This window comes from Bacillus cereus group sp. N11, from assembly GCF_016483605.1.
GTDB lineage: Bacteria > Bacillota > Bacilli > Bacillales > Bacillaceae_G > Bacillus_A > Bacillus_A toyonensis.
On the sequence record NZ_JAEHBN010000002.1, the window covers coordinates 115,299 to 141,800 of the forward strand.

Genomic DNA, 26,502 nt, shown 5'->3' on the forward strand with positions numbered 1-26,502 from the left:
AAGTTAGAGCGGTTATGATATATTGATATGTAAAGTAAAAGGCCTATCGGAGAATAAGCGAATGGCTGATCAATCATATAATTTCTTTCATATTTTTAGAGTAATGAAAGATAATATCATTGCTTAATATAGCGAGATAAATACATATACGAAAAGAGGAATAACGTATGCGATATATTACAGCTGGTGAATCTCATGGTCCACAACTTACAACGATTATAGAAGGTATTCCAGCAGGACTGCCTTTAGTAGCGGATGATATAAATGAAGAGTTAGCTAGAAGGCAAAAGGGATATGGGCGTGGTAGACGCATGCAAATTGAAACAGATCAAGTGCAAATTGCAAGTGGTGTTAGACATGGAGAGACATTAGGTTCTCCAATTGCACTTGTTGTTGAAAATCGTGATTTTGCACACTGGACAAAAATTATGGGTGCAGAGTCGTTAACGGAACAAGAAGAAAAAGAAATGAAGAGGAAAGTAACAAAACCAAGACCTGGACATGCTGATTTAAATGGTGCGATTAAATATGGTCATAGAGATATGAGAAATGTACTTGAACGTTCTTCAGCACGCGAAACGACAGTGCGTGTTGCTGCTGGTGCGGTTGCTAAAAAAGTGTTAGCGGAACTTGGTATTACAGTGGCAGGCCATGTAATTGAAATTGGCGGTGTACAAGCTAAGGAGATTACGTATCGTTCAATTGAAGAATTAAAAAGTATTACAGAAGCATCACCTGTACGTTGTTTAGATGAAGAAGCTGGCAACCAAATGATAAAAGCAATTGATGATGCGAAAGCAAATGGTGATTCAATCGGTGGCATCGTTGAAGTAATTGTGGAAGGAATGCCAATTGGAGTAGGAAGTTATGTGCATTATGATCGAAAACTGGATGCGAAATTAGCAGCCGCGATTATGAGCATTAATGCCTTTAAAGGTGTTGAGATTGGAATTGGTTTTGAAGCAGCGCATAGACCCGGAAGTGAAGTTCATGATGAAATTCTGTGGAATGAAGCACGTGGATATACACGAAGAACGAATCATGCAGGTGGATTAGAAGGCGGTATGACGACTGGAATGCCAATTGTTGTGCGCGGTGTGATGAAACCGATACCTACACTATATAAACCTCTTCAAAGTGTGGATATTGATACGAAAGAACCTTTTACAGCAAGCATTGAACGTTCAGATAGTTGTGCTGTACCAGCAGCTAGTGTCGTTGCAGAAGCTGTTGTGGCTTGGGAATTAGCGACTGCTTTAATAGAACAATTTGGATTAGATCGTATGGATCTTATTCGTGAAAATATGGAGAAACATAATGAATATGCGAGGGGATTTTAATGGAAAACATACATATTCAAACGAAATCAAAAGAATATGATGTACATGTTGGGAAAGAGGCATTATTACATTTGACAACATTTGTTCAAAATATGCAGCCAGTTGTATCTAACGTAATGATCATTTCAGATGAAGTTGTTGCATCTTTACATTTACAGACAGTTGTGAATGCATTGCAAGTAGAGCAAGAAGTATTTTCATTCGTTGTACCGAGTGGTGAAAAAGAGAAGTCTTTTGAAAATTTCTATGCGGCTCATACGTCAGCTCTTGAAAAAAAATTAGATAGAAATTCTTTAATTATCGCACTTGGAGGCGGAATGATTGGAGATTTGGCTGGTTTTGTTGCTGCGTCGTTTATGCGTGGCATTCGCTTTGTCCAAGTTCCAACGACTTTATTAGCTCACGATAGTGCAGTAGGCGGGAAAGTAGCCATTAACCATCCGTTAGGGAAGAATATGATTGGTGCATTCCATCAGCCAGAAGCGGTTGTATATCATACACCATTTTTATACTCTCTTCCTGAAAAAGAATGGCGTTCAGGTTTTGCAGAAGTGATAAAACATGCTTTGATTGGTGATGTTGAACTGTATCATTGGTTAAAAGAAGAAGTGCAAACATTGGCGGATCTTCGTGATGAGAAGTTAATTCACATATTAATGAAGGCGATTCCTATAAAAGCAAATATTGTATCGCAAGATGAAACAGAAAAAGGTGTACGTGCTCATTTGAACTTTGGACATACGCTAGGGCATGCTCTTGAAAAAGAGATTGGATATGGAAATATTACTCACGGTGACGGAGTAGCAGTTGGGATGTTATTTGCTTTATTTTTAAGTGAGCAAGTGTATAAAGTTGATCTTGCTTATGAAGAGATAAAGCAGTGGTTCTTGCAATACGGCTATCCAAAAATGCCAAGCGATTTGAATGTAGAGCGCCTCGTTCAACTGATGAAACAAGATAAGAAAGCAAATGCTGGAACAATTCATATGGTACTTATGCAGGAATATGGGGTGGTGAACGTCGTATCTATTCCTGATGAGACTGTTCATATTGCGTTAGAAGCATTTCAAAAGGATATGGCTTAAAAATATAGGGAACAGTTATGAAGTGCTTATTTAGAGATGTTTTCGTAATAGTGACGGTTATGATAAAAGATTACAGTAAGGGATTATAATCACTTACTGTAATCGAATTCAATAAAATGACTGGGGGAAGAAAAATGAGAGTGAAAGAGCAATTGTTAACTTTGAGAGCATATGTACCTGGGAAAAATATTGAAGAAGTAAAAAGAGAATATGGATTATCAAAAATTGTGAAATTAGCATCGAACGAAAATCCATTCGGTTGTTCTACAAATGTGACAGAAGCGTTAACATCATTAGTGAGTCAATACGCTCTTTATCCAGATGGATATGCTTTTGAACTTCGGACAAAAGTAGCTGATCATTTAGGTGTAAAAGCGGAACAACTGTTATTTGGTAGTGGGTTAGATGAAGTTATTCAAATGATTAGCCGTGCCTTACTACATGAAGGAACAAATGTTGTAATGGCGAATCCTACATTCTCGCAATACCATCACCATGCTGTTATTGAAGGGGCAGAAGTTCGTGAAGTATCACTTAAAGATGGCATTCACGATTTAGATGCAATGTTACAACAAGTAGATGATAAAACGAAGATTGTGTGGATTTGTAATCCGAATAACCCGACAGGTACATATGTAGAGAAACAAAAATTACTTTCATTTTTAGAATCAGTACCTAAGTCAGCGCTCGTTATTATGGATGAAGCATATTATGAATATGCGGAAGCAAAAGACTATCCGCAAACATTGCCACTTCTTGAAAAATATGAAAATCTTATGGTATTACGTACATTTTCAAAAGCATATGGCTTAGCTGCTTTTCGAATTGGATATGCGATTGGTGATGCGAAGTTAATCGGGCAGTTGGAAGTAGCAAGGTTACCGTTCAATACATCGACTGTAGCCCAAGCTGTAGCAATAGCTGCATTAGAAGATCAAACATTTTTACAAGACTGTGTGCAAAAAAATGCTGAAGGGTTAAATCAATACTATGCATTTTGTAAGGAATATAACGTATTCTATTATCCGTCTCAAACAAATTTCATTTTCTTAAAACTTGGTATTTCTGGTAATGAAGCTTTCGAACGATTAATGAAGAAAGGATATATTGTTCGTTCTGGTGCTGCATTTGGAATACATGATGGCATTCGTATTACCGTCGGATTGAAAGAAGAAAATGATGAAATTATAGAATTACTGAAAGAGCTTGTAAATGAGCAAGTTAAGAAAGAAGAAACCTATTCTTAAGAAATTGTGAAGGCTCCTTTTATAGGAGTCTTTTTTATCCCGCATGAACAGCTCCTAAAAGCTTGGTTGGTGTTGCTTCATAATTAATAAGGGAAGTTATTTGCACGGTCATGAAAGAAAACGGTACAATAGAAAGTAGTGAGGGATCGGTGTCACATCCGAACTTTTTGAACAAGTAGCTACGCTATAAGAAAAAGTACAAGAAGGAGCATGCTCATTCTAAAGGTTGCGTTATAAGAGTGCGTTGCTTATGATAAAGTGAAACTTTAATCAGTGGGGGATGTTTATCCCCCGCTAATTATTAGTTGAACCAATCGGGCTTTTACGGGCAGTTGATCCCAAAACTAACTTCTTTGCCTTAGCTGAATTTTGAGGTGGCGGTCTTACTGCCCGTTAATAGCGGGGTAAATGAACAGAAGAGAATATTTTTTAGAATTAAAGGAGACGTTTATGCAAAAGTTTGAACAAGCTGTGTCATATATTGAAAATGGTGAAGCGGAAAAAGGATTACAATTATTAAAAGAACAATTACAAGTTGCGAATGATGAAGAGAAGTATGATATCGCTCGCTACTATCATACACTTGGGTTTACGGATGAGGCGCTAGTAATAACAGAAGATTTACGCTTGCTATATCCAGAAGAGAGTGAATTTACGGTATTTTTAGCAGAATTATATATTGATTTAGATAAAGAAGATGAAGCGATTGAAGTACTTCATGATATTCCAGAAAATGATGATTTATATGTTCAATCGTTATTGCTTGTTGCAGATTTATTCCAAATGCAAGGTTTTGATGATGTAGCAGAGCAAAAACTATTAAAGGCGAAAGAATTGATGCCTGACGAACCTGTTATTACGTTTGGATTAGCAGAATTATATAGTAGTAAAGGTGAAGAACAAAAGGCAATTACTTATTACGAGTCGCTATTAGCGGAACATAAAGTAATGGGGGGTGTTGTCATTGCACTTCGTCTCGCAGAAACGTTAAGTGCAATTGGAAACTGGGAAGAAGCGATCTCTTACTATGAAGCAGGCTTAGAGGAGCAAAAAGATATTCACTCCTTATTTGGATATGCTTTCACATTATATCAAGGAGAAGAATATCAAAGAGCAATTGGTGCTTGGCAAGAACTAAAAGAATTAGATCCTGAGTACGCATCACTATACATGTATTTAGCGAAAAGCTATGAAAAAGAAGGAATGCTGCAAGAAAGCTATGAAACACTTCAAGAAGGAATTAAAATAGATGAGCTTGCTGTTCCGTTTTATGTAGAATTAGCGAGCATTGCAGCTAAATTAGGAAAAGTAGCAGAGGCAGAGGAAGTGCTTCAAAAAGCGCTTGAGTTAGATCCAGGACATTTAGGTGCAATATTAAAATATGCATATATTTTAAAAGGACAAGAAAAGTATGAAGAGTTAATCACAGTTGTAGAGCGTGCTATTGATAGCGGAGAGCCAGATACACAACTACTTTGGGATCTTGCGTTTGCAAAAAAACAATTAGAAATGTATTCGGATGCATTAAAGCACTATGAAAGTGCATATACTTCTTTTAAGAATCATCCAGACTTCTTGGAAGAGTACGGTTATTTCTTATTGGAAGAAGGAATGCGAAAAGAGGCCAAAGAAGTGTTTACTCAGTTATTACAACTAGACCCGACACAAATTCATATTGAAGAGTTGTTATATAATTTAGAGGATTTTTCATAAGTTGGAAGGAAACTGAATGCCGCTTCTTGAATCTAAAAAGAAAAGAGAAAGACAGAGGAGGGACTTAATTGCTATGAATACCCCTGTTTCTGTAAACGAGAAGAAGGATTTTGTAAAATGGTTTTTGAATAATTACCAACTGAAACAGCGTGAATGTGTATGGATTTTGAATTATTTAATGAGTCACGACCAATTAATGCATAAAGTCCACTTCGTAGAGCATGCAAAATATTGTCCGCGTGGCTTAGTGATGTCAGCAAATTGCGTGAAAGACACACCGTTTCACTTTTTTAAACAAAATGTTATGACCACAGATGCTGAAAAATCGTTTCATGATATTCGTTTAAATCGAGATGAGGATATTTATATTCAACTCAACTTTAAATCATCGTTCCAAAACGCAAACTATGTAGCTGTATTAGAAGACAATCCATATTTACCAAAGCATATTGAAGTAAATGAAAAAGATCGTTTACTTGCAGAGAGATTTTTAGAAGAGAGTGTATTTTCATTTAGAAGAGAACGTCTTTTGAAACAAATTGATGAAGCGTTGGATAAGCAAGATAAGGAAGCGTTTCATAGGTTAACAGCGGAGTTAAAGACTTTATAGGATTTATTTGAATTATTAAATTTTTACAAATTTCGGACTTTTTTAAGAAAAACTACCTATCTTGGGTAGTTTTTCTTTTTTTACCCCTTTTAGTATGGTTTAATATATATAAAGTGAAAGTTCTGTCATTTTAGCTGGAGGGAGGGAAGAAATGTGAAATGGATTGTAAAAGACGTGGAACAGTTTGAGCAAGCAAGGGAGTATGTAGATACAGGGGTAATACCTCTTTTGTCAATTTCAGCAGCAAAAGAAATGAAAACGGTAGTAGAACAAGGTGAATTTATTGAATTGTTGAGTATGGAGTTGGAAAGAGAATATAAAGGAAGAGTGCTGTTACTACCTGCATTTACGTATTTAGTAGAAAGTCAAAAGAATGAAAAAGCTCGTTTGCAAGAATGGACAGATCATTTACAAAGTCAAGGCTTTAAACATATTGCTTATGTTACAAGTGATTTTTCATGGAAAGAAGATATGCAAGAGTTACAGGGGGATTTATTTTGGTTACCCTCATTAGCGTTAGAACAATTTAGTGATCAAGCGAAGAGAGAAGTCATTCACGCTCATATAAAAAATATAATGGTAATGTTAGAAGAAAAATGGGGAAAATAGCAATAAACAGAAAGTTCTTATTATTATGAGTAGTATGATATTGACCTGTGCATGAGGGTATTATATCATGATAGTGTCCTAGTATTTATTTTTTATATTATTTTTCACGAGGGGACAATTTCTGATAGAGGGGGGAAATTTTCGTGAGCGAGAAAGAACATCGTGTGTCAAGAAGACAGTTTTTAAATTACACACTTACAGGAGTAGGAGGCTTTATGGCAGCGGGTATTTTAATGCCGATGACGCGATTTGCGCTTGATCCGGTGTTAAGAAAAGAAGCGGGAACAGATATGGTTGCTGTTGCGCAAGTAAAGGATATTACAACAGAGCCGAAGCGTTTCGACTTTAAGGTGAAACAGGTTGACGGATGGTACAAGTCTGAAGAGCCAAAATCTGCTTGGGTGCATAAAGATGAAAGCGGAGACATCGTTGCATTTTCTCCAGTGTGTAAACATTTAGGGTGTACAGTGAACTGGAATTCGGACAAAGCACATCCGAATCAATTCTTTTGCCCGTGTCACGGAGGACGTTATACAAAAGATGGTATGAACATTAAAGGCACACCGCCACTTGCTCCGCTTGATGTGTACGAGTCTAAAGTGAAAGATGGAACGCTGTATTTAGGAAAAGCGAAGCCAAAAGGGGGTGCAAAGTAGATGCTAAATAAAATTTATGATTGGGTAGATGAACGTTTAGATATTACACCGATATGGCGCGATATCGCTGATCATGAAGTACCTGAACATGTAAACCCGGCACATCACTTTTCTGCATTCGTTTATTGCTTTGGAGGACTTACCTTTTTCGTTACTGTAATTCAAATTTTATCTGGAATGTTTTTGACGATGTATTATGTGCCTGATATTAAAAATGCGTGGGAATCTGTTTACTATTTACAAAATGAAGTTGCGTACGGGCAAATTGTTCGTGGCATGCACCACTGGGGTGCTAGTCTCGTAATTGTAATGATGTTTTTACATACACTCAGAGTTTTCTTCCAAGGTGCGTATAAAAAACCTCGTGAGTTAAACTGGATTGTTGGTGTTCTTATTTTCTTTGTTATGTTAGGTCTTGGTTTTACCGGATATTTATTACCGTGGGATATGAAAGCGTTATTTGCTACGAAAGTAGGGATTCAAATCGCAGAGCAAACGCCGCTCATTGGTCCTTATATTAAAACATTACTCGCTGGTCATTCCGAAATTGTTGGCGCTCAAACATTAACTCGCTTCTTTGCTATTCATGTCTTCTTCTTACCAGCAGCACTTCTAGGTTTAATGGCCTTCCACTTCATCATGATTCGCAAACAAGGTATTTCCGGTCCACTATAAGAGATTGCTAAATTAAAGGGGAAAGAACTAAAGGAGGGAGATTATGCATCGCGGCAAAGGAATGAAATTTGTAGGAGATTCTCGAGTACCAGTAGCTCGGAAACCAAATATTCCAAAAGATTATTCTGAATACCCAGGAAAAACAGAAGCATTTTGGCCGAACTTCTTGTTAAAAGAATGGATGGTTGGTGCAGTTTTTTTAATCGGTTATTTATGTTTAACAGTGGCACATCCGTCACCGCTTGAGAGAATGGCGGATCCGACAGATGCCGGATATATACCACTTCCAGATTGGTATTTCTTATTTTTGTATCAGTTACTAAAGTATTCTTATGCTTCTGGTTCATTTACTGTAATTGGAGCGTTTATTATGCCAGGGATTGCGTTTGGAGCATTACTGTTAGCTCCATTTCTCGATCGAGGTCCAGAAAGACGCCCGTTGAAGCGTCCTGTAGCAACTGGATTTATGCTTTTAGCAATTGCATCGATTATCTTTTTAACTTGGGAATCTGTAGCACACCACGACTGGGAAGCCGCAAAGAAACAAGGCGCAATTGTAAAAACAGCACCAGTTGATAAAAATGATGACGGCTACAAGTTAATGCAAAAAAATACTTGTTTAACGTGTCATGGTGATAATTTACAAGGCGGGGCGGCAGCACCAGCTTTGCAGAACTTAACTTTAAAACCTGAAGAAATCGCTAAAATTGCGAAAGATGGAAAAGGTTCCATGCCTAAAGGTGTATTTAAAGGTACGGATGAAGAACTGAAAAAGCTTTCGGAATTCGTTGCAAAGTATAATAAAAAGTAATAGAAAAGCTGACTACAAATTTTGTGGTCAGCTTTTTATTTTGATGACAGAAAGTTTACTATATAATAGAGTAGAGTTTGAGGAGAGAATGAAAGGTGTTGGACATACAGCTTGGTTTACTTGTATGCAATGTTAAGACAACGCTCAGTATTATTATTTTTATTGATTGTTAACATACTAGGTACAATTTACGGATTTATATGGTATGGAAATCAATTAAAAGAAACGTCACCTATATTTTGGCCGTTTGTACCAGATAGTCCTATGGCGACTCTCTTTTTTGTCTTTGTTTTAATTGCTTTCTTGGTAAAGCGAAACTGGGGATTAATAGAGGCGCTGGCAATTGTAACTTTAATAAAATATGGTGTATGGGCTGTTGTTGTAAATGGGGTTATGATTTATGTAAAAGGTCCTATTGGCCTGATGGGGTATATGTTAATGCTATCGCATTTTGCAATGGCAGTGCAGGGAGTGTTATATGCTCCGTTTTACCGTATAAAAAAATGGCATTTTGTAGTAGCAGGTATATGGACATTACATAATGACGCAATTGATTATTTATTTTGGCAAATGCCGAGATACGGAATTATGCATTTGTTTGTAGAGAAAATTGGTTATTTTACATTTTGGTTAAGTATTGTCGTACTGTGCATCACATACTATTATTGCTTACGTGAGCGCCGAAAACAGTTTTCTTTATGATGGTGTGAACATTTAGGGGGAGAAAATGAAGAGAAGTAAGAGTGGAAAAATATTGGATCGATTGATTACGTTAGTTGTTTCATATAGCATAGCATTTTCTATTTTTGCACTTGCAACAATGGCAGTTGTATATGGAAAATGGCTGTATTATTTTGAAATTGATTTTTTAAACATTCCAGATTTAGCGGATATGACAAAAGATGAAATTAAGAGAAATTATGATGTGCTAATTACATATTTATCTCCGTTTTATGACGGAGCATTACATTTACCGACATTAGATATGTCTACAAATGGTCGTATTCATTTTGTAGATGTTAAAAATATTATAGTAAAGATTCAATATGTGATGTATGCGACAATTATGATTGTAGTGATAGGCGGCGTTTATTTATTAAAAAGAAAAAACGAAAAATTTTTACTGCATGGATCGATTGTAACAATTATATTTCCGATAGCACTGGTGTTGCCAATCGCTATTAATTTTGAAAAGAGTTTTGTATTATTCCATAAGCTGTTATTCAGTAACGATTATTGGATGTTTGATATTGAATCGGATCCGATTATTTTAATGCTACCAGAAGAATTTTTTATGCATGCGGCGTGTGCTATTTTATTATTCATTTTAGGTGGTAGTATACTTTGTTACAGCTTGTATAGATATTTCGTAAAAAAGAAAAGGATTTCAAAGGAAAAATTCTCTGCTTAAAGAGAATTTTTTTGTTTGTAAAACGATAATATATTTTTCGGGACAGTTCTGTTCTATTCTTGTCCAATTCCACATATTTTGTACTAGTAGTTATAGGGGGGACCGGGATGAAGAGAACATTAATTGGATTGATAGCATTTCTAATTATAATGTTTCCGTTACGTATATATGCTGAAGAGTGGAGTGAACTAACGGGGTTGCTAGACGACTCGTTACAGTTAGTGAAGCGTAATGAAGATGAAAAAGCAGTACAAGTATTACAATATTTCTCGGAGCAGTTTTTAGTGAAGGGGAATGAAAAGAAGCAAGAAGTAACACCAGATCAAATTAGAGTCATTTCTTTAGCTTACGACAAAGCGAAACAATCTCTCTCGGAAGAAGATTTAGGTAAGCAAGTTAAAATTGATAATGTGATAGCATTACAACTTGCTGTTGATGCGCAAGTATCGAAATATCAACCGCTTTGGATGGAAAGAGAAGGGAAAGTAATGGATGCTTTTTCTCAAATGGAAAAAGCGATGAAAAAAGAAGATACTGGACAGTTTCAGCAAACGTTAAATACATTCTTAAATGAATTTAATATTATTTACCCAAGCCTAATGATTGCTTTGCCAGAAAACGAGGTGCAACGTGTAAATGCTCATTTATCTTATTTGGATGAATTTCGTAACGTTATGTTAAAAACGAAAGGTGGCCAAATGCAATTAGGAATCATTAAAGGAGATTTGCAAAAGATATTTCACACAGTAAAAAAAGATGAAATTGCCCCCTCTCTCATTTGGTTTATGACAATTACTGGAGGACTTATTTTATTCACATTAACTTATGTTGGATGGAGAAAGTATAAAGGCGAGCGAGAGAAAAGAAAAAGTAATGTACATTCTAAAAATAGATAATGCGATAAAGTGAAACTTTACTCAGTGGGGAGGTTCATCCCTCATTGATTATTAGCCCTCATCAATCGGGCGTTTACGGGCAGTGGATATACCGCCTAACTTCTTTGCTCCAGCAGAATTTTGAGGTGGGAGTCTAACTGTCTACAAATAGCGGGATAAATAAAGATACGGATTGTAAGGTTTATTCATTGACAATGGTGGCAGAAAAAAATAGAATGAGAAGTACTATAATTAAAACTTCAATGGAGGTTCATGATGTTTTATTTAATTTACTTCGCGATCATTTTGATCATACCGTTGTATGCACAGTCAAAAGTACGTAGTGCCTATAGCAAGTATTCACAAGTTTATTCAACATCAGGTATGACAGGAGCAGAAGTGGCTCGGAAAATTTTAGATGAAAACGGATTATACAACGTAGCTGTAGAAGAAACGCCAGGTCATTTATCAGACCATTATGATCCAACTGCCAAAACAGTTCGATTATCAACAGATAACTATTATGGCCATTCAGTTGCTGGTACAGCAGTAGCAGCACACGAAGTAGGGCATGCGATTCAAGATGCAAAAGATTATAATTTCATGCGTGTTCGTCATTCATTAGTGCCAGTTGCTAATTTTGGCTCGAATATGTCTTGGGTTTTCGTCTTAATTGGTGTGTTTGCACAAATGTCTGGTTTATTGTTGCTAGGAATTATTTTGATGGCAGCAGGTGTTGTTTTTCAACTTGTTACATTACCAGTTGAGTTTGATGCATCAAAACGCGCAATGCAACAAATTGAAGCACTTGGTATCGTATCGACAGATGAGTACGGCCAAGCTCGTAAAGTATTAAATGCGGCAGCATTAACATATGTAGCAGCTGCAGCTGTAGCGGTATTTGAATTATTACGTCTTGTATTAATATATACTGGTATGCAGCGTAGCGACGACTAAAGACTATCAATTTTGATAGTCTTTTTTTATTATCTGTAATAAATGGACAGGATAAAATGAAAGAAATATTGTAGGGAAATCATAATTAAGTAGCATACGATGAGGGGGAAGATAATGGAATATCCAGACTATATAGTAAAGCAAGTGAAAGAGCGTAGTGCTTCGTATCAGCTAGAAGGTTTTCTAAGTGGACAAGGCCCTGGAAACCCCAAAATTATGCTCGTTGGTGAAGCACCTGGTGAAACAGAAATTCATAATGGGATTCCGTTTAGCGGTAGAGCTGGAAAACATTTAATGGAGTTTTTAGAACGTATTCATGTTACAAGGGAAGAAGTATATATTACGAGTGCGGTCCGGAGTAGGCCATATAAATGGCGAGAGAAAAAAGAACGAAATGGCGAAAAAATACAGAAAAAGTATAATAGAACACCAAATCAAGGAGAAATACTTGCTCATGCACCTTTATTAGATTATGAGTTGGAATATATAGACCCTCCTGTTATCGTTACGCTTGGTAATATTGCATTACAGCGTTTAGTCGGTAAAAATCATAAAATTACAGATGTTCATGGAGAATTGTTAAAACAACCCGTGCAACAATTGAAAGATAGTTGCTGTACAGAATTTGTATGGACAGAAAAAGAATATTCTATTTTTCCGACCTTTCATCCAGCTTCTATTTTTTATAATCGGAGTTTGTTGGAGCTTATTTATGAGGATTGGGAGAAGCTTAAAAGATATGTAATAAAAAACTAGAAAAGCTAAAGAGCTTTTCTAGTTGAATTTAATTATGTACCGGATTTTTATTTTCATCTAATGTAAAACCTTCACCAACTACATCATGTACGTCACTTACAGCAACAAAGGCATGAGGATCTACAGAAGTAATAATATTTTTTAATTTCACGATTTCATTTTTAGCGACAACGCAATACAATACGTTCCGTTCCACTTTCGTATACGATCCAACAGCTTTTAAAAAGGTTGCTCCGCGCTCCATGTCAGATAAAATTTGGGCAGCAATTTCATCGTTTTTATCTGAGATAATAGTTGCTCCTTTTGCCGCATAGGCTCCTTCTTGCATAAAGTCAATGACTTTCGCTCCGATAAAAACAGCAACTAACGTATACATGCCTTCGCGGTATGATAAATAGGTAAGAATAGAGACGATAATGACGATAGCATCAAACATAAACATTGTTTTCCCCATACTCCAGCCAACATATTTATGAGCGAGTCTTGCGATAATATCTACACCGCCAGTAGTCCCCCCATATTTAAATATTATGCCAAGACCGATACCGATAAATGCCCCGGCGAATAAAGCCGCGAGTGTCATATCATTTTGTAAGTTTAAATGTAAGTTAAGAACGTCGTAACGCTGAAAAATCCATAGAAATAAAGATACGCTGAATGTGCCGATTAGTGTATAGATAAATGTCGTTCTTCCGAGTAACTTCCAACCAATAAAAAATATAGGGATATTTAAAATTAAGTTTGAATAAGAAGGGTCAAACTTAAATAGAAAATACAATAATAGTGTAATACCGGTAAATCCACCTTCTGCAAGGTGATTTTCAATATTGATATTCACAATACCGAAAGAAAAAATAGCGGAACCGATTAAAATGAAAATGATATTTCGAATCTTCAAACTCGATGTCATATAGAAATCCCCCTAATTATGTAGATTGCATTGCTCCGCTGAAACGGTAAAACATAATGATAAGTAATTTCTAGTTGTTAATAAAAATAGCGAAGGCTATAAAAAAACAATTGATTTTAGCTGATTTTTTGCCAAAACCGCAAAAGAAAGTTTCACTTCATTATAGTCTATCCAAAAAAGGGTCGCAAATAGGTGTTTGGCGGGGAATAATATTTGTCAAATCGCGATGAATTGGCTAACATGAAAGAGGAAGGATTAGAGGTGATTAGTATGGAAGCAAAAACGATGAAAGATATGCAGAAAGAAGTAGATGCATATATTGGTCAGTTTAAAGAAGGTTATTTCAGTCCGCTTGCAATGATGGCTCGTTTAACGGAAGAAATGGGAGAGCTTGCGAGGGAAGTAAACCATTACTACGGTGAGAAACCGAAGAAAACAACTGAAACAGAACGTAGTATTGAAGAAGAGCTTGGAGATGTATTGTTTGTTATGATTTGTATGGCAAATAGTTTAAATATTGATTTAGAAACAGCGCATAACATTGTAATGGAAAAATTTAATACACGTGATAAAGATCGCTGGACACGCATTGATGAGGGAGAGAAAGAATAATGAAAGAAATTAAAGTAATTATCGCTGGACCAAGAGGGCGTATGGGACATGAAGCAGTCCTTCTTATGGAAAGAACAGAACATTTCAATTTAGTAGCAGCAGTAGACTATAAGCACGGTGGAGAAAAGATTTCAGACTTACCTGGTATGCCGATGTTAGATACACCGATTTACGCAGATTTACATACTTGTTTAGATGAAGTGGAAGCAGATGTATTATTAGATTTAACAACACCAGAAGTTGGAAAGAAACATGTGACACTTGCAGTTGAACGTGGACTTCGATCTGTTATTGGTACAACTGGATTTACGGAAGAAGAACTAAAGCAATTAACAGAAAATGCAAAAGATAATAAAGTAGGAACAATTATCGCTCCAAACTTTGCAATTGGTGCAGTTCTTATGATGAAATTTTCACAAATGGCAGCGAAGTACTTCCAAGATGTTGAAGTAATTGAATTACACCATGATCAAAAATTAGATGCACCATCTGGTACAGCTGTCAAAACAGTAGAATTAATTCGTCAAAATCGTGAATCAAAGCAGCAAGGTCATCCAAACGAAGTAGAGCAACTAGAAGGTGCTCGTGGTGCAAATGTAGACGGTATTCACATTCATAGTGTACGTTTACCGGGACTTATTGCACACCAAGAAGTAATGTTCGGCGGGGATGGACAAATGTTAACGGTTCGCCATGATTCATTCAATCGTGCATCATTTATGTCAGGTGTAAAATTATCAATTGAAACAGTAATGAACATTGATCATCTTGTGTACGGTTTAGAAAACATTATCGACTAAAGGGGAGACAACGGATGAAAATTGCCTTAATCGCACATGACAAAAAGAAAAATGACATGGTTTCGTTTGCGTACGCATATAAACCAATTTTTGAAAAACATGAATTGTTTGCAACAGGAACGACAGGACTTCGCATTATGGAGGCAACTGGCTTAGTTGTAACAAGATATCAGTCGGGTCCTCTTGGTGGCGATCAAGAAATCGGTGCCATGATTGCAAAAAACGATATGGATATGGTGATTTTTTTCCGAGATCCACTAACTGCTCAGCCGCATGAGCCAGATGTAAATGCATTACTTCGTTTATGTGATGTATATGCGATTCCACTTGCAACGAACATGGCAAGTGCTGAAATGTTAATGCACGCATTAGAACGAGGGGATTTAGATTATCGCAAGTTAAGAAAATGAGGGGAACAATTATGAGTGGATTACATATATTAGCGTTTGGTGCTCATGCTGATGATGTTGAAATCGGCATGGCGGGTACCATTGCAAAATATACGAAGCAAGGGTTTGAAGTAGGTATTTGTGATTTAACAGAAGCTGACCTTTCTTCAAATGGAACGATAGAGTTGAGAAAAGAAGAAGCAAAGATCGCAGCTCGTATAATGGGAGTAAAAACGAGACTGAATTTAGCGATGCCAGATCGTGGTTTGTATATGAAAGAAGAGTTTATACGTGAAATTGTAAAGGTGATCCGTACATATAAACCAAAACTCGTTTTTGCACCATACGATGAAGATCGTCATCCAGATCATGCAAATTGTGCAAAGCTTGTGGAAGAGGCTATTTTTTCAGCAGGAATCCGTAAATATATGCCAGAACTTCCACCACATCGTGTGGAGTCTTTTTATAATTATATGATTAATGGTTTTCATAAACCGAATTTTTGTATAGATATTAGTGAGTACCTATCGCAAAAAGTGGAAGCATTAGAAGCGTATGAAAGTCAGTTTTCAACAGGGAGTGATGGTGTTAAGACGCCGTTAACAGAAGGTTACGTTGAAACTGTGGTCGCTCGTGAGAAGATGTTTGGGAAAGAAGTTGGAGTCTTGTATGCCGAAGGATTTATGAGTAAGAAACCGGTTTTATTACATGCTGATTTAATAGGGGGATGTAAATGAAATTAAAAATAGGTATTACATGTTATCCTTCTGTAGGTGGTTCTGGAGTTGTTGGAACAGAATTAGGAAAGCAATTGGCGGAACGCGGGCATGAAATTCATTTTATTACATCGGGTTTACCATTTCGATTAAATAAAGTGTATCCAAACATTTATTTTCATGAAGTGACGGTGAATCAATACTCTGTATTTCAATATCCACCATATGATTTAGCGTTAGCGAGTAAAATGGCAGAGGTTGCACAAAGAGAAAGTCTTGATATTTTACATGTGCATTACGCAATACCGCATGCAATTTGTGCTTATTTAGCGAAACAAATGATTGGTGAGCGTATTAAAATTGTTACAACCTTGCATGGAACAGATATTACTGTGTTAGGTTCCGACCCTTCGTTAAATAATTTAATTCGTTTTGGTATTGAGCAGTCTGATGTTGTTACTGCTGTCTCGCATTCATTAATTGACGAAACGCATGAGCTTGTAAAACCAAATAAAGACATTCAAACGGTATATAACTTTATAGACGAACGTGTATATTTCAAGCGTAATATGTCTCAATTAAAGAAAGAATACGGTATAAGTGAGAGTGAAAAGGTACTTATTCACATTTCAAATTTCCGTAAAGTGAAACGTGTGCAGGATGTTGTTCAGGCATTTGCTAAAGTTGCTAAAGAAGTTGATGCGAAATTGCTTCTTGTTGGAGACGGACCAGAATTTTGTACAATTTTACAGATAGTGAAGAATTTACATATTGAAGATCGCGTTTTATTCCTAGGGAAGCAAGATAATGTTGCAGAACTGCTTGCGATGAGTGATTTAATGTTGCTTCTATCAGAGAAGGAAAGTTTTGGTCTTGTTTTATTAGAAGCGATGGCGTGTGGTGTACCTTGTATCGGAACAAGGGTTGGAGGTATTCCAGAAGTCATTCAACATGGTGAAACAGGATATTTATGTGAAGTTGGCGATACAACAGGTGTGGCCAATCAAGCCATTCAGCTATTAAAGAATGAAGAGCTTCACCGTAATATGGGAGAGCGAGCAAGAGAAAGTGTTTATGAGCAGTTCCGCTCAGAAAAAATCGTCTCACAATATGAAGCAATTTACTATGACATACTAAGGGATGACAAAAATGGAAATATTTAAAAAAGCTAGTTCTATTATTGAGATATTAAAACAACAAGGACATGAGGCTTATTTTGTTGGTGGGAGCGTACGAGATCTTATTATCGATAGGCCGATTGGAGATATTGATATTGCGACATCTGCTTTACCAGAAGAAGTAATGGATATATTTCCAAGACATGTTCCTGTTGGTCTTGAGCATGGAACTGTAATTGTTGTAGAAAATGGTGAACCTTATGAGGTAACCACTTTTCGAACAGAAAGCGAATATGAAGATTTTCGAAGACCTAGTAGTGTTCAATTTGTTCGTTCATTAGAAGAGGATTTAAAACGTCGTGATTTCACAATGAATGCGATTGCTATGACAGAAGAAGGCGAAATAGTGGATTTATTTGCTGGGCAGGAAGCGATTCAAAAGAGAGAAATTGTAACAGTTGGAAATGCAGCGAATCGTTTTCAAGAAGACGCACTAAGAATGATGCGTGGCATTCGGTTTGTAAGTACGTTAGGGTTTTCTTTAGAAACAAAAACGAAGCAAGCGATTGAAACGTATGGACACTTGCTAGAACATATAGCAATTGAGCGCATCACAGTAGAGTTTGAGAAACTGTTAACTGGTACCTATTGTGTGAAGGGCCTCAAAGAATTAGTAGAGACGAAGTTATTTTCTCATTTGCCCTATTTACAAATGTCAGAAGAGAGACTGTTAAAAGCTACGCAGTATAAATGGGATTCTTTTGAAACAGACATTGAGGCATGGGCATTTTTCTTATATTGTATCGGAGAAGAGCATCCATCTGTATTTTTACGTCAATGGAAGTTTTCGAATAAAAAAATAAAAGATATTGTCGCAGTTTTATTAACAATTCGTACGAGAAAGGAGAAGGATTGGGATACAGTCCTTCTTTATAAAACGGGAATTCATATCGCTGAAATGGCAGAGAGAGTATATGAAGCGATGATTGAAAACTATAACCCTACATCTGTTAAACGAGTACAATCAATGTTTCATGCATTGCCAATCAAGGGTCGTCAAGAAATGAATGTGAGTGGGAATGATCTATTAAACTGGGCGAATAAAAAGCCTGGTCCGTGGGTTGCTGAAATGCTTCAAAAAATCGAAGAAGCGATCGTACAAGGAAATGTAGTTAATGAGAAAGAGAGTATAAGGGAGTGGCTGCAAAGATGCAATCTACTATAAGAAAGCAGTTGTTGCAAGTTTTTTCTGAAGCGGATGGAGAGTTTGTATCTGGCCAAACGATTAGTGATAAACTTGGTTGTTCAAGAACCGCTGTGTGGAAACATATGGAGGACCTTCGGAATGAGGGATATGAACTTGAAGCTGTGCGTCGATTAGGTTACCGCATTGCGGGTAAGCCAGACAAAGTAACTGCTAATGAAATTCAGTTAGGATTACAAACAGAGCGTATCGGTAGAACGGTTTATTTTGAAGAATCAGTTGAATCTACTCAGCATATTGCAGCAAAACTTGCTTATGAAGGAGTAGAAGAGGGAACAATTGTCGTTGCGGAAGAGCAAACTGCAGGTAGAGGCCGTTTAAGTAGAAAGTGGCATTCGCCAAAAGGAACAGGAATTTGGATGAGTATTATTTTGCGTCCATCGATCCCGGTTCATCATGCCCCGCAGCTCACTCTGCTAGCGGCTGTTAGTGTTGCACAAGCAATTGAAAAATGCACAGGTGTAAATGTAGGAATTAAATGGCCGAATGATATTTTAATTCAAGGTAAAAAGGCTGTAGGTATATTAACAGAAATGCAAGCGGATCCTGATAAAATCAATGCTGTCATTATGGGAATTGGTATTAATGCGAATCAAAAACAAGAACATTTTGATGAGGAAATTCAGCAAATTGCCACTTCTTTAGCGATTGAATCAGGTAAGCCAATTGTTCGTGCGGAACTTATGCAACAAATCTTTTTACAACTAGAAAAATTATATGAAGAGTATTTACAAAATGGTTTCTCTGTAATTAAAATTCTTTGGGAAAGTTACGCTGTGAGCATCGGGAAAGAAATTACTGCCCGAACGATGAGACAGACGATTACGGGGCTAGCAAAAGGGATTACAGAAGAGGGTGTATTGCTTCTGGAGGACCATGAAGGGAAAATACATCATATTCATTCTGCGGATATCGAAATGAAGTAAAAGAAGTTCCTTTTTTGGAACTTCTTTTTTATTTCAACATTTTTGAGTAGGCTTTGTAATGTGACAATATACTTTTTACAACTTAAGTTGTATGTAGAGTAACGTTCGATTAGCGCTGCTTATTATTTGATTATTACTTTTCCTTCCATTCCTTTAAGGAGATGGTATCTACATATTAATTCATATGTACCAGTATTTTTAGGTTTTATGGTAATGTTTTTTTCTTTTCCTGACTCAACTACGACGTCAATTCCGAGTCTTTTCACTGTAAAGGTGTGCTCGTTCTTACCTTTATTTTTTAATAACAATGTTGTTGTTTCTTCAATCGGAATAGTGATGACATTCGGATTAAAGTAATCATCGTTCAGTTCGACTTCAATCACTTTCGTTGACTCAATAGGTTGTGTTACGACGTTAGCTGAGGCAACTACGTTGATGGAGTCTAAAGTTATCACACTCACAATCATTACAAACAAACCGAGTAATGGAAATAACCACTTGTTCATAGACATTCGCAATTCTCCTTTTCTAAGTGCTTTTCTTCAATTAATCTGCATCATTAGTTTTAGGCTTATACTATACAGTCAAATAAAATATCAGTATCTTTAAATCAATTTTTCGCATTTAAATGGATTACAAAAGAAATTAACTTGGAGTTGTAAGGTATGTATGAGAAACACACCCACTTATTTTTTAGGACTGAATTCTCTGTAAAAACTATATAGCATATACACTATCTAATTAAATTTCACATACCGTAATGGAAATAAAAAATTATTTTTTCAAAAAAATGTAGTAATTTCTTTTTGTAGTTTGCTATAATTAGTTCGAATGTGGGCAGTATCAGAGCGAACTGCACCATGATTCGAAGCAGTACAAAAAATAATAACTTGGATTCTGCCTTGATCCAATAACGGACTGGGACAGAGGGATGAATAATGCCGACTAACACACAACCCTTCTGCCCTTTTATGGCCAGAGGGGTTTTTTATATGATTTCGGCCATCGCCTCTCTCCTGTATAAAGGAGGAGTAGTTTTTGAAAACAAAAACAGATTTTTTGAAGATGAAAGAGCAAGGTGAGCCGATTACGATGCTAACGGCGTATGATTATCCTTCTGCTAAATTAGCAGAAGAAGCTGAAGTCGATATGATTTTAGTTGGAGATTCTCTTGGGATGGTTGTACTCGGATATGATTCAACAGTACCTGTAACAGTAGAGGATATGATTCATCATACGAAAGCTGTACGCCGCGGAGCGAAAGAAACATTTATTGTAACTGATATGCCGTTTATGTCTTATCACATATCGTTACAAGAAACGATGGTGAATGCACGCCGCATCGTTCAAGAGAGCGGAGCACATGCACTAAAAGTAGAAGGTGCTGGAGAAGTTATATCAACGATTCATTATTTAACGAATGCAGGAATTCCTGTCGTAGCGCATTTAGGTTTAACTCCTCAATCTGTGGGAGTATTGGGTGGATATAAAGTGCAAGGAAAAGATGCTGAAAGTGCAAAGAAATTAATAGACGATGCAAAGAAATGTGAGGAAGCTGGTGCGATAGCACTTGTGTTAGAATGTGTGCCAATGCAGTTAGCAGAATTAATTTCGAAGCAATTAACAATTCCAATAATAGGGATTGGAGCGGGACAAAAAGTAGATGGGCAAGTTCTTGTATATCATGATCTCATCTCATATGGGGTAAATCGTGTTCCGAAATTCGTAAAACAGTATACGTCTGTTCAAGAGGAAATTGTACGTGGGATTTCTCAATATGTTGCTGAAGTGAAGACAGGGCAATTTCCTGAAGAGAAACATTCGTTCACAATGAAAGAAGAAGAATGCTTAGCGTTATACGGGGGAAAACAGTAATGAAAATCATAACTACAGTGCAAGAGATGCAGCAAATTACGAGCGAACTTCGTACAAGTGGAAAGAATATTGGTTTTGTTCCAACGATGGGTTATTTACATGAAGGGCATGCTACTTTATTACGCAAGGCAAGAGAAGAAAATGAAATTGTAGTTTTAAGTGTGTTTGTAAACCCACTACAGTTTGGGCCGAACGAAGATTTAGAGCGATACCCTCGTGATATTGAGAGAGATGAAAGTGTAGCAAAAGAAAACGGTGTGGATTATTTATTTTATCCGAGTGTAGAAGAAATGTATCCGGCAGAACAAACAACAACAGTAGAAGTTGTAAAGCGTACTGACGTATTATGTGGAAAACAAAGACCTGGTCACTTTTCTGGAGTTGCGACTGTACTAATGAAATTATTTAATATTGTAATGCCAAATCGTGCTTATTTCGGTATGAAAGACGCACAACAAGTTGCTGTAATTGAAGGATTTGTAACTGATTTCAATATTCCAGTAACGATCGTACCAGTTGATATTGTAAGAGAAGAAGATGGATTAGCAAAAAGTTCTCGTAATGTGTATTTATCACAAGAAGAACGTGAAGAGGCTTCTCATTTATACCGCAGTCTATGTATAGCGAAAGAAAGAATTGAGGCAGGCGAACGTAATTCAGAAATCATTACAAATCTTGTGAAAGAACATATTGAGACGTATACGAAAGGTACTGTAGATTATGCGGATTTATATGCATATCCGTCATTGGCAATAGTAGGGGAAATGGAAGGAAGAATCATTTTAGCTATTGCAGTTAAGTTTGAAAATGTAAGATTAATTGACAATATAACATTAACGGTTAAATAAGGGGGAGCATCTATGTTTCGCACAATGATGAGAGCAAAGTTACATCGTGCAACTGTAACGGAGGCAAATTTAAACTATGTAGGTAGTATTACAATAGATGAAGATTTAATGGATGCAGTAAATATTGTAGAGAACGAAAAAGTTCAAATTGTAAATAATAATAACGGTGCGCGCTTAGAGACATATGTTATTAAAGGCGAACGCGGTAGCGGTGTTATTTGTTTAAACGGTGCTGCAGCAAGGCTTGTACAACCGGGAGATAAAGTAATTATAATTTGTTATGGCTTAGTTACGGAAGAAGAGGTTCATAAACAAGAACCAAAAATTGCAGTGTTAGACGATCAAAATCAAATTGTTGAAATGTTAGGTGCTGAAAAGGCTGGTACAATATTATAAAAGAGGAAAGCTATCTCTATATCAGGAGATAGCTTTTTTGTGCATCTTTTCATTAAGATGAGATAAAACGTGGTATAGTAACATTATATGAATTATTGTTGTTTGAAAGGTAAGAAATTGAGGTGTTACATATATGAGTAAACGTTATGTCGTTGTTGATTTAGAGACGACAGGAAACTCCTGGAAAGACGGGAAAGATAAAATTACCCAAATTGCAGCTGTTGTAGTAGAAGATGGAGAGATATTGGAGATTTTTTCATCTTTTGTTAACCCAAAGAGAGAGATTCCCGTATTTATTACAGAATTAACAGGGATTGATGAAAGTCTTGTAAAACAAGCCCCGTTATTTCAAGATGTAGCCCCGATGATTGTTGAGCTATTACAAGGTGCCGCTTTCGTTGCGCATAATGTTCACTTTGATTGGAATTTTTTAAACGAAGAATTAAGGCAGGCTGGATATACAGAAATACATTGTCCTAAAATCGATACGGTTGAATTGGCACAAATTCTTTTGCCAACAGCCGATAGTTATAAATTACGTGATTTAGCTAAGAAACATGAACTCGAACACGATCAACCACATCGTGCGGATAGTGATGCTCTTGCGACAGCAGAGTTGTTTTTACAATTTTTAAATGAAATTGAAAAATTACCACTTGTTACATTGCAATCACTTTATGAATTGAGTGATGTTTTCCAAAGTGATATAGCTGATGTGCTTTCTGAAAATATTTTAAAGAAAGTAATGCATGGTAAAGAAATAAAAGCGGAATATGAAGTGTATCGCAATATTGCACTGAGAAAACGGAACTATTCCTTAAGTCTTGGAGAAACATATTCATTAAAATTTGATGCTTTCTTGAATAAAACGATGGATAAACTGGAATTACATATGCCGAAGTTTGAAAGAAGAGAAAGTCAGCAAATGATGATGAAAGAGATATATACGGCGTTAAGAGATTCTCGTTTTTCTCTTATTGAAGCAGGTACAGGGACGGGAAAGACTCTTGCTTATTTACTTCCTAGTCTTTATTTTGCGAATAAAAAAGAAGAACCTGTCGTTATCAGTACACAAACGGTACAACTTCAACAACAAATACTTGAAAAAGAAATTCCGTTATTGCAAAAAATAATGCCATTTTCATTTGAGACAGCTCTTCTAAAAGGGAGAAAGCATTATCTTTGCTTACATAAATTTGAATATGCTTTGCAAGAGGAAGAAAAAAATTACGATATGGCACTTACGAAGGCGAAAATTTTAGTTTGGTTATTAAAAACTGAAACAGGTGACCGAGATGAATTAAATATTCCAGAGGGCGGAAAGTTACTTTGGAATCGTATTTGTAGTGATGCGTATAGTCCGGGCGGTATGCAAAGTAATTGGTTTAGTCGATGCTTTTATCAGCGAGCGAAAAATAAAGCTTTATTTGCAGATATCGTTATTACAAATCATGCATTATTATTTCAAGATTTTTCAAGTGAAGAACCACTGTTTTCTTCATGTGAACATATAATTTTTGATGAAGCTCATCATATTGAAGAAGCTGCGAGTAGAACACTAGGTGAGCAGTTCTCTTGTATGTATTTTCAATTGATTTTATCTCGACTTGGTACACTAGAAACGGATGATGTGCTTTCTAAAGTATATAAAATGATGAAAAAATCAGAGCAAGCATCTCGTTCTACTTTCCGTATGATAAGCCATAGTTTGAAGGAACTTAAATTTGATGCGGATGAACTATTCCAAATGTTACGTACTTTTATATTTAAACAAACAAAGCAAGAACAAGGAACAAACAATATGCCGCTCATTTATCGATATAACACGGAAGTAGAGCAAGGTAAGTTGTGGGATAGTATTGTTGAGTTAACAAATCGTTTTGTATATGAATTAAGAAGAATAGTGACCATATTTGAGAAACAAGTAGATATATTGCAAAGTAAGTTAGAGTGGGAAATGCATGTTGTTACGGGTGAATTTATGCATTTAAGTGGGTTACTGAGAAAGATGGCAGAATCATTACAGTTGCTCATATTGGAAAAAAATTCATATGTAACTTGGATGGAGACGGAGACGAAAGGAACGATTCATTCAACCATTTTATACGCGCAACCAGTTCATATTGGTGAAAGGTTTGCTGATGAATTTTTAACAGAAAAAAAGAGTGTTATCTTTACATCTGCAACATTAACAGTTAACGATACATTTGACTATATAAAAGAAGAGCTTGGCTTACATGATTTTGCTCCAAATACTTTACAGGTTCAATCGCCATTCCATTATGAGAAACAAATGAAATTAATGGTTTCAACGGATGTACCGTTTATTAAGCGAGTAAGTAATGAGGAATATATTGAATCTGTATCGGAACATATTGCCAAGATAGCAAAAGTTACAAAAGGGAGAATGCTCGTTTTATTCACTTCGTATGAAATGCTGAAAGAAGCGTATGCGAATTTGAAAAGCAATGATGAATTAGAAGGCTATCTATTATTAACGCAAAGTGTAAACAATAGGAGTCGAAGTCGCTTAATTCGAAAGTTTCAAGAGTTCGACAAGTCAATATTGTTAGGCACGAGCAGTTTTTGGGAAGGAATCGATATTCCAGGAGATGCCTTGAGTTGCCTTGTCATTGTCCGTCTTCCTTTTACACCTCCTCATCAGCCGATGATGGAAGCGAAAGGTGAATGGCTAAAAAATCAAGGTGAGGACGTATTCGCAAAATTAGCGCTCCCGCAAGCAATATTACGTTTCAAACAAGGATTTGGGCGTTTAATTCGAACGAATACTGATACGGGGACGGTAGTAGTGTTAGACCGTCGATTGACGAGTTCTTCCTATGGAAAAAGATTTTTACAATCAATTCCTAACGTACCTCTTTATGAAGGACCGTTAGAAGAGTTGTTGGTGCAATTAGAAGAACCGTCAAATGAATAAAAATTGGAAGAAAAATACGCCTGAAGTACTTATAAACTTCAGGCGTAAAAAATGTGGGTAGGAGGAATTTTATTTTTCTTACTTCTTGTATACAAAATGTATTGGTTTTCGACTTGAAACCTTTTTTTGCTGTACATGTCCTGCTATAATAGATGGGTGATGAAGCAGGGGTTGTAAAGAATGTACTCTTATTGTAACCGCATTGCGTTCTTCTATAATTAGAAATTTTTGTGTAACGGAGGAGTTTTTTCATGGAGAAGAAAATCGAAGTACTATCAACGACGCGTATTAAATATTCGTCAGATTTGTATAAAATTGTTGATAGTTTGAATCGTACGTTAAAAGAGCAGGACCTCATGTTCGGATTAGCATTAGACGAAAAAGACAAAGAAACAGCTGTATTTACGATTTACAGAACGTAGTGATACAATGAAAAAGTGGATCTTTGCAATCATTATCGTTATCGTTGCTAGCGGAATATATGGGGCGTATGTTTATAATAAAGCGATGGATAAGAAAATTCCCAAAGAGTCGAAATCTGTAGAAATTGCTAAAGAAAAAGCAAAGCTTACAAAAGTGACATCTGTTGATTATTACAACGGAAAAGCTGCATGTACAGTCGTACAGGGTACAGATGAAAAGGGAGAACATCTTATCGTTTGGGTGCCTGAGAAAAAAGGGGATACCGTAGTAAGGAAAAAGAGTGAAGGTATTTCCGAAAAAGAGGCTATACAAAGAACAATAGAACAAGTCGGCGATAAAGAATCAAAAAGAAAGCCGAAAGAAATTCTGAAAGTGAAATTAGGCTTTGAAAAAGGTATTAGAGATGGTGTACCAGTAGAAGTACCATTATGGGAAGTTACATATATTGATTATGACAATCGTTATAATTACTACTATCTTGAATTTAAAGATGGGTCGTTTTTAAGACGATATAGCGCTCAAAAATAGATGTAGGGGGAACT

The 26,502-nt window shown here is 36.3% G+C and carries 29 protein-coding genes; 27 read left to right on the top strand and 2 right to left on the bottom strand.

The annotated features are described in order from the left end of the window. Nucleotides 1–167 precede the first annotated feature (167 nt). From aroC to JDS98_RS04475, 14 genes are all read left to right on the top strand, one after another. Nucleotides 168–1,340, top strand: coding sequence for a chorismate synthase (aroC, locus tag JDS98_RS04410; RefSeq protein WP_001269353.1), 1,173 nt, complete (start codon nucleotides 168–170; stop codon nucleotides 1,338–1,340). Beyond that, nucleotides 1,340–2,425, top strand: coding sequence for a 3-dehydroquinate synthase (gene aroB / locus JDS98_RS04415; protein WP_098911346.1), 1,086 nt, complete (start codon nucleotides 1,340–1,342; stop codon nucleotides 2,423–2,425). Before aroC ends, aroB begins: the two co-directional genes overlap by 1 nt. 134 nt (nucleotides 2,426–2,559) lie before the next feature. Further along, nucleotides 2,560–3,672 (top strand): histidinol-phosphate transaminase, encoded by a 1,113-nt coding sequence (gene hisC, locus JDS98_RS04420; protein WP_001264040.1) that lies wholly within the window; start codon nucleotides 2,560–2,562, stop codon nucleotides 3,670–3,672. Nucleotides 3,673–4,122: 450 nt separating this feature from the next. Next, nucleotides 4,123–5,385, top strand: a complete 1,263-nt coding sequence (locus JDS98_RS04425) for a tetratricopeptide repeat protein (protein WP_087970169.1) — start codon at nucleotides 4,123–4,125, stop codon at nucleotides 5,383–5,385. 73 nt (nucleotides 5,386–5,458) lie between these two features. Further along, complete coding sequence (locus tag JDS98_RS04430) at nucleotides 5,459–5,995, top strand: ReoY family proteolytic degradation factor (RefSeq protein WP_001095919.1); 537 nt, start codon at nucleotides 5,459–5,461, stop codon at nucleotides 5,993–5,995. A 153-nt stretch (nucleotides 5,996–6,148) separates the two neighbouring features. Beyond that, on the top strand, nucleotides 6,149–6,604 hold the full coding sequence (locus JDS98_RS04435) for a YpiF family protein (RefSeq protein WP_000871316.1): 456 nt from the start codon (nucleotides 6,149–6,151) through the stop codon (nucleotides 6,602–6,604). Nucleotides 6,605–6,747: 143 nt separating this feature from the next. Continuing rightward, nucleotides 6,748–7,260, top strand: coding sequence for a menaquinol-cytochrome c reductase iron-sulfur subunit (gene qcrA, locus JDS98_RS04440; RefSeq protein ID WP_001290419.1), 513 nt, complete (start codon nucleotides 6,748–6,750; stop codon nucleotides 7,258–7,260). After that, the gene (gene qcrB, locus JDS98_RS04445) at nucleotides 7,261–7,935 is read left to right on the top strand and encodes a menaquinol-cytochrome c reductase cytochrome b subunit (RefSeq protein ID WP_000932700.1); all 675 of its coding nucleotides are present in this window, start codon (nucleotides 7,261–7,263) and stop codon (nucleotides 7,933–7,935) included. It begins immediately after the preceding gene. 43 nt (nucleotides 7,936–7,978) lie between these two features. Further along, nucleotides 7,979–8,746, top strand: coding sequence for a menaquinol-cytochrome c reductase cytochrome b/c subunit (gene qcrC, locus JDS98_RS04450; RefSeq protein ID WP_000554601.1), 768 nt, complete (start codon nucleotides 7,979–7,981; stop codon nucleotides 8,744–8,746). Nucleotides 8,747–8,857: 111 nt separating this feature from the next. Next, nucleotides 8,858–9,448: a lipoprotein heptaprenylglyceryl N-acetyltransferase LhaT gene (lhaT, locus tag JDS98_RS04455; RefSeq protein ID WP_106080500.1), complete on the top strand. Its 591-nt coding sequence runs from the start codon at nucleotides 8,858–8,860 to the stop codon at nucleotides 9,446–9,448. 25 nt (nucleotides 9,449–9,473) lie between these two features. Further along, the gene (gene lit / locus JDS98_RS04460; protein WP_000830608.1) at nucleotides 9,474–10,157 is read left to right on the top strand and encodes a lipoprotein intramolecular transacylase Lit; all 684 of its coding nucleotides are present in this window, start codon (nucleotides 9,474–9,476) and stop codon (nucleotides 10,155–10,157) included. A 107-nt stretch (nucleotides 10,158–10,264) separates the two neighbouring features. Further along, the gene (gene ypjB / locus JDS98_RS04465) at nucleotides 10,265–11,053 is read left to right on the top strand and encodes a sporulation protein YpjB (RefSeq protein WP_000831603.1); all 789 of its coding nucleotides are present in this window, start codon (nucleotides 10,265–10,267) and stop codon (nucleotides 11,051–11,053) included. A gap of 255 nt (nucleotides 11,054–11,308) precedes the next feature. Continuing rightward, nucleotides 11,309–11,989 carry a zinc metallopeptidase gene (locus JDS98_RS04470; RefSeq protein ID WP_000499539.1) on the top strand — a complete coding sequence of 227 codons (681 nt, stop codon included), beginning with the start codon at nucleotides 11,309–11,311 and terminating at the stop codon, nucleotides 11,987–11,989. Between the two features lie 114 nt (nucleotides 11,990–12,103). Beyond that, nucleotides 12,104–12,745 carry a uracil-DNA glycosylase gene (locus JDS98_RS04475; protein ID WP_097957069.1) on the top strand — a complete coding sequence of 214 codons (642 nt, stop codon included), beginning with the start codon at nucleotides 12,104–12,106 and terminating at the stop codon, nucleotides 12,743–12,745. Between the two features lie 28 nt (nucleotides 12,746–12,773). Here JDS98_RS04475 and JDS98_RS04480 read toward each other — a convergent pair whose 3' ends face one another. Continuing rightward, entirely contained in the window at nucleotides 12,774–13,655 is an 882-nt protein-coding gene (locus tag JDS98_RS04480) for a YitT family protein (RefSeq protein ID WP_199633588.1), read from the bottom strand. Nucleotides 13,656–13,925: 270 nt separating this feature from the next. Between JDS98_RS04480 and JDS98_RS04485 the strand changes: the two genes are divergently transcribed. The 7 genes from JDS98_RS04485 to JDS98_RS04515 are packed head-to-tail and all read left to right on the top strand — an operon-like array spanning nucleotide 13,926 to nucleotide 19,480. Continuing rightward, complete coding sequence (locus tag JDS98_RS04485) at nucleotides 13,926–14,267, top strand: nucleotide pyrophosphohydrolase (protein ID WP_044810165.1); 342 nt, start codon at nucleotides 13,926–13,928, stop codon at nucleotides 14,265–14,267. Beyond that, nucleotides 14,267–15,067, top strand: a complete 801-nt coding sequence (gene dapB / locus JDS98_RS04490) for a dihydrodipicolinate reductase (protein ID WP_000658815.1) — start codon at nucleotides 14,267–14,269, stop codon at nucleotides 15,065–15,067. Before JDS98_RS04485 ends, dapB begins: the two co-directional genes overlap by 1 nt. A gap of 14 nt (nucleotides 15,068–15,081) precedes the next feature. Then, on the top strand, nucleotides 15,082–15,477 hold the full coding sequence (gene mgsA / locus JDS98_RS04495) for a methylglyoxal synthase (protein ID WP_000684760.1): 396 nt from the start codon (nucleotides 15,082–15,084) through the stop codon (nucleotides 15,475–15,477). An 11-nt stretch (nucleotides 15,478–15,488) separates the two neighbouring features. Beyond that, nucleotides 15,489–16,193, top strand: coding sequence for a bacillithiol biosynthesis deacetylase BshB1 (gene bshB1, locus JDS98_RS04500; RefSeq protein WP_000015657.1), 705 nt, complete (start codon nucleotides 15,489–15,491; stop codon nucleotides 16,191–16,193). Beyond that, on the top strand, nucleotides 16,190–17,335 hold the full coding sequence (bshA, locus tag JDS98_RS04505) for an N-acetyl-alpha-D-glucosaminyl L-malate synthase BshA (protein ID WP_098227065.1): 1,146 nt from the start codon (nucleotides 16,190–16,192) through the stop codon (nucleotides 17,333–17,335). Before bshB1 ends, bshA begins: the two co-directional genes overlap by 4 nt. Next, nucleotides 17,322–18,515: a CCA tRNA nucleotidyltransferase gene (locus JDS98_RS04510; protein WP_199633589.1), complete on the top strand. Its 1,194-nt coding sequence runs from the start codon at nucleotides 17,322–17,324 to the stop codon at nucleotides 18,513–18,515. The genes bshA and JDS98_RS04510 overlap by 14 nt, the downstream gene beginning before the upstream one ends. Further along, nucleotides 18,500–19,480 (top strand): biotin--[acetyl-CoA-carboxylase] ligase, encoded by a 981-nt coding sequence (locus JDS98_RS04515; protein WP_001192037.1) that lies wholly within the window; start codon nucleotides 18,500–18,502, stop codon nucleotides 19,478–19,480. The genes JDS98_RS04510 and JDS98_RS04515 overlap by 16 nt, the downstream gene beginning before the upstream one ends. Before the next feature lie 122 nt (nucleotides 19,481–19,602). Here the strand turns inward: JDS98_RS04515 and JDS98_RS04520 are convergent, their stop codons facing one another. Continuing rightward, nucleotides 19,603–19,992, bottom strand: coding sequence for a cupredoxin domain-containing protein (locus JDS98_RS04520; RefSeq protein WP_199633590.1), 390 nt, complete (start codon nucleotides 19,990–19,992; stop codon nucleotides 19,603–19,605). A 526-nt stretch (nucleotides 19,993–20,518) separates the two neighbouring features. Here JDS98_RS04520 and panB point away from each other — a divergent pair. From panB to JDS98_RS04550, 6 genes are all read left to right on the top strand, one after another. Beyond that, entirely contained in the window at nucleotides 20,519–21,355 is an 837-nt protein-coding gene (panB, locus tag JDS98_RS04525; RefSeq protein WP_000851101.1) for a 3-methyl-2-oxobutanoate hydroxymethyltransferase, read from the top strand. Next, nucleotides 21,355–22,203, top strand: a complete 849-nt coding sequence (gene panC / locus JDS98_RS04530) for a pantoate--beta-alanine ligase (protein WP_000692376.1) — start codon at nucleotides 21,355–21,357, stop codon at nucleotides 22,201–22,203. The genes panB and panC overlap by 1 nt, the downstream gene beginning before the upstream one ends. A gap of 12 nt (nucleotides 22,204–22,215) precedes the next feature. Beyond that, nucleotides 22,216–22,599 (top strand): aspartate 1-decarboxylase, encoded by a 384-nt coding sequence (gene panD / locus JDS98_RS04535; RefSeq protein WP_000490175.1) that lies wholly within the window; start codon nucleotides 22,216–22,218, stop codon nucleotides 22,597–22,599. 133 nt (nucleotides 22,600–22,732) lie between these two features. Continuing rightward, complete coding sequence (gene dinG, locus JDS98_RS04540) at nucleotides 22,733–25,537, top strand: ATP-dependent DNA helicase DinG (RefSeq protein WP_199633591.1); 2,805 nt, start codon at nucleotides 22,733–22,735, stop codon at nucleotides 25,535–25,537. 251 nt (nucleotides 25,538–25,788) lie between these two features. Continuing rightward, nucleotides 25,789–25,959 (top strand): YpmA family protein, encoded by a 171-nt coding sequence (locus JDS98_RS04545; protein WP_000412179.1) that lies wholly within the window; start codon nucleotides 25,789–25,791, stop codon nucleotides 25,957–25,959. A 7-nt stretch (nucleotides 25,960–25,966) separates the two neighbouring features. Continuing rightward, nucleotides 25,967–26,488: a cell wall elongation regulator TseB-like domain-containing protein gene (locus JDS98_RS04550; protein WP_199631737.1), complete on the top strand. Its 522-nt coding sequence runs from the start codon at nucleotides 25,967–25,969 to the stop codon at nucleotides 26,486–26,488. The last annotated feature ends 14 nt before the right edge of the window (nucleotides 26,489–26,502 follow it).

Excerpts from the sequence above, each read along its gene's own strand:
- aroC (WP_001269353.1), top strand. The coding sequence starts at position 168 with ATGCGATATATTACAGCTGGTGAATCTCATGGTCCACAACTTACAACG.
- aroB (WP_098911346.1), top strand. The coding sequence starts at position 1,340 with ATGGAAAACATACATATTCAAACGAAATCAAAAGAATATGATGTACAT.
- hisC (WP_001264040.1), top strand. The coding sequence starts at position 2,560 with ATGAGAGTGAAAGAGCAATTGTTAACTTTGAGAGCATATGTACCTGGG.
- JDS98_RS04425 (WP_087970169.1), top strand. The coding sequence starts at position 4,123 with ATGCAAAAGTTTGAACAAGCTGTGTCATATATTGAAAATGGTGAAGCG.
- JDS98_RS04430 (WP_001095919.1), top strand. The coding sequence starts at position 5,459 with ATGAATACCCCTGTTTCTGTAAACGAGAAGAAGGATTTTGTAAAATGG.
- qcrB (WP_000932700.1), top strand. The coding sequence starts at position 7,261 with ATGCTAAATAAAATTTATGATTGGGTAGATGAACGTTTAGATATTACA.
- qcrC (WP_000554601.1), top strand. The coding sequence starts at position 7,979 with ATGCATCGCGGCAAAGGAATGAAATTTGTAGGAGATTCTCGAGTACCA.
- lit (WP_000830608.1), top strand. The coding sequence starts at position 9,474 with ATGAAGAGAAGTAAGAGTGGAAAAATATTGGATCGATTGATTACGTTA.
- ypjB (WP_000831603.1), top strand. The coding sequence starts at position 10,265 with ATGAAGAGAACATTAATTGGATTGATAGCATTTCTAATTATAATGTTT.
- JDS98_RS04470 (WP_000499539.1), top strand. The coding sequence starts at position 11,309 with ATGTTTTATTTAATTTACTTCGCGATCATTTTGATCATACCGTTGTAT.
- JDS98_RS04475 (WP_097957069.1), top strand. The coding sequence starts at position 12,104 with ATGGAATATCCAGACTATATAGTAAAGCAAGTGAAAGAGCGTAGTGCT.
- JDS98_RS04480 (WP_199633588.1), bottom strand. The coding sequence starts at position 13,655 with ATGACATCGAGTTTGAAGATTCGAAATATCATTTTCATTTTAATCGGT.
- JDS98_RS04485 (WP_044810165.1), top strand. The coding sequence starts at position 13,926 with ATGGAAGCAAAAACGATGAAAGATATGCAGAAAGAAGTAGATGCATAT.
- dapB (WP_000658815.1), top strand. The coding sequence starts at position 14,267 with ATGAAAGAAATTAAAGTAATTATCGCTGGACCAAGAGGGCGTATGGGA.
- mgsA (WP_000684760.1), top strand. The coding sequence starts at position 15,082 with ATGAAAATTGCCTTAATCGCACATGACAAAAAGAAAAATGACATGGTT.
- bshB1 (WP_000015657.1), top strand. The coding sequence starts at position 15,489 with ATGAGTGGATTACATATATTAGCGTTTGGTGCTCATGCTGATGATGTT.
- bshA (WP_098227065.1), top strand. The coding sequence starts at position 16,190 with ATGAAATTAAAAATAGGTATTACATGTTATCCTTCTGTAGGTGGTTCT.
- JDS98_RS04510 (WP_199633589.1), top strand. The coding sequence starts at position 17,322 with ATGGAAATATTTAAAAAAGCTAGTTCTATTATTGAGATATTAAAACAA.
- JDS98_RS04515 (WP_001192037.1), top strand. The coding sequence starts at position 18,500 with ATGCAATCTACTATAAGAAAGCAGTTGTTGCAAGTTTTTTCTGAAGCG.
- JDS98_RS04520 (WP_199633590.1), bottom strand. The coding sequence starts at position 19,992 with ATGTCTATGAACAAGTGGTTATTTCCATTACTCGGTTTGTTTGTAATG.
- panC (WP_000692376.1), top strand. The coding sequence starts at position 21,355 with ATGAAAATCATAACTACAGTGCAAGAGATGCAGCAAATTACGAGCGAA.
- panD (WP_000490175.1), top strand. The coding sequence starts at position 22,216 with ATGTTTCGCACAATGATGAGAGCAAAGTTACATCGTGCAACTGTAACG.
- dinG (WP_199633591.1), top strand. The coding sequence starts at position 22,733 with ATGAGTAAACGTTATGTCGTTGTTGATTTAGAGACGACAGGAAACTCC.
- JDS98_RS04545 (WP_000412179.1), top strand. The coding sequence starts at position 25,789 with ATGGAGAAGAAAATCGAAGTACTATCAACGACGCGTATTAAATATTCG.
- JDS98_RS04550 (WP_199631737.1), top strand. The coding sequence starts at position 25,967 with ATGAAAAAGTGGATCTTTGCAATCATTATCGTTATCGTTGCTAGCGGA.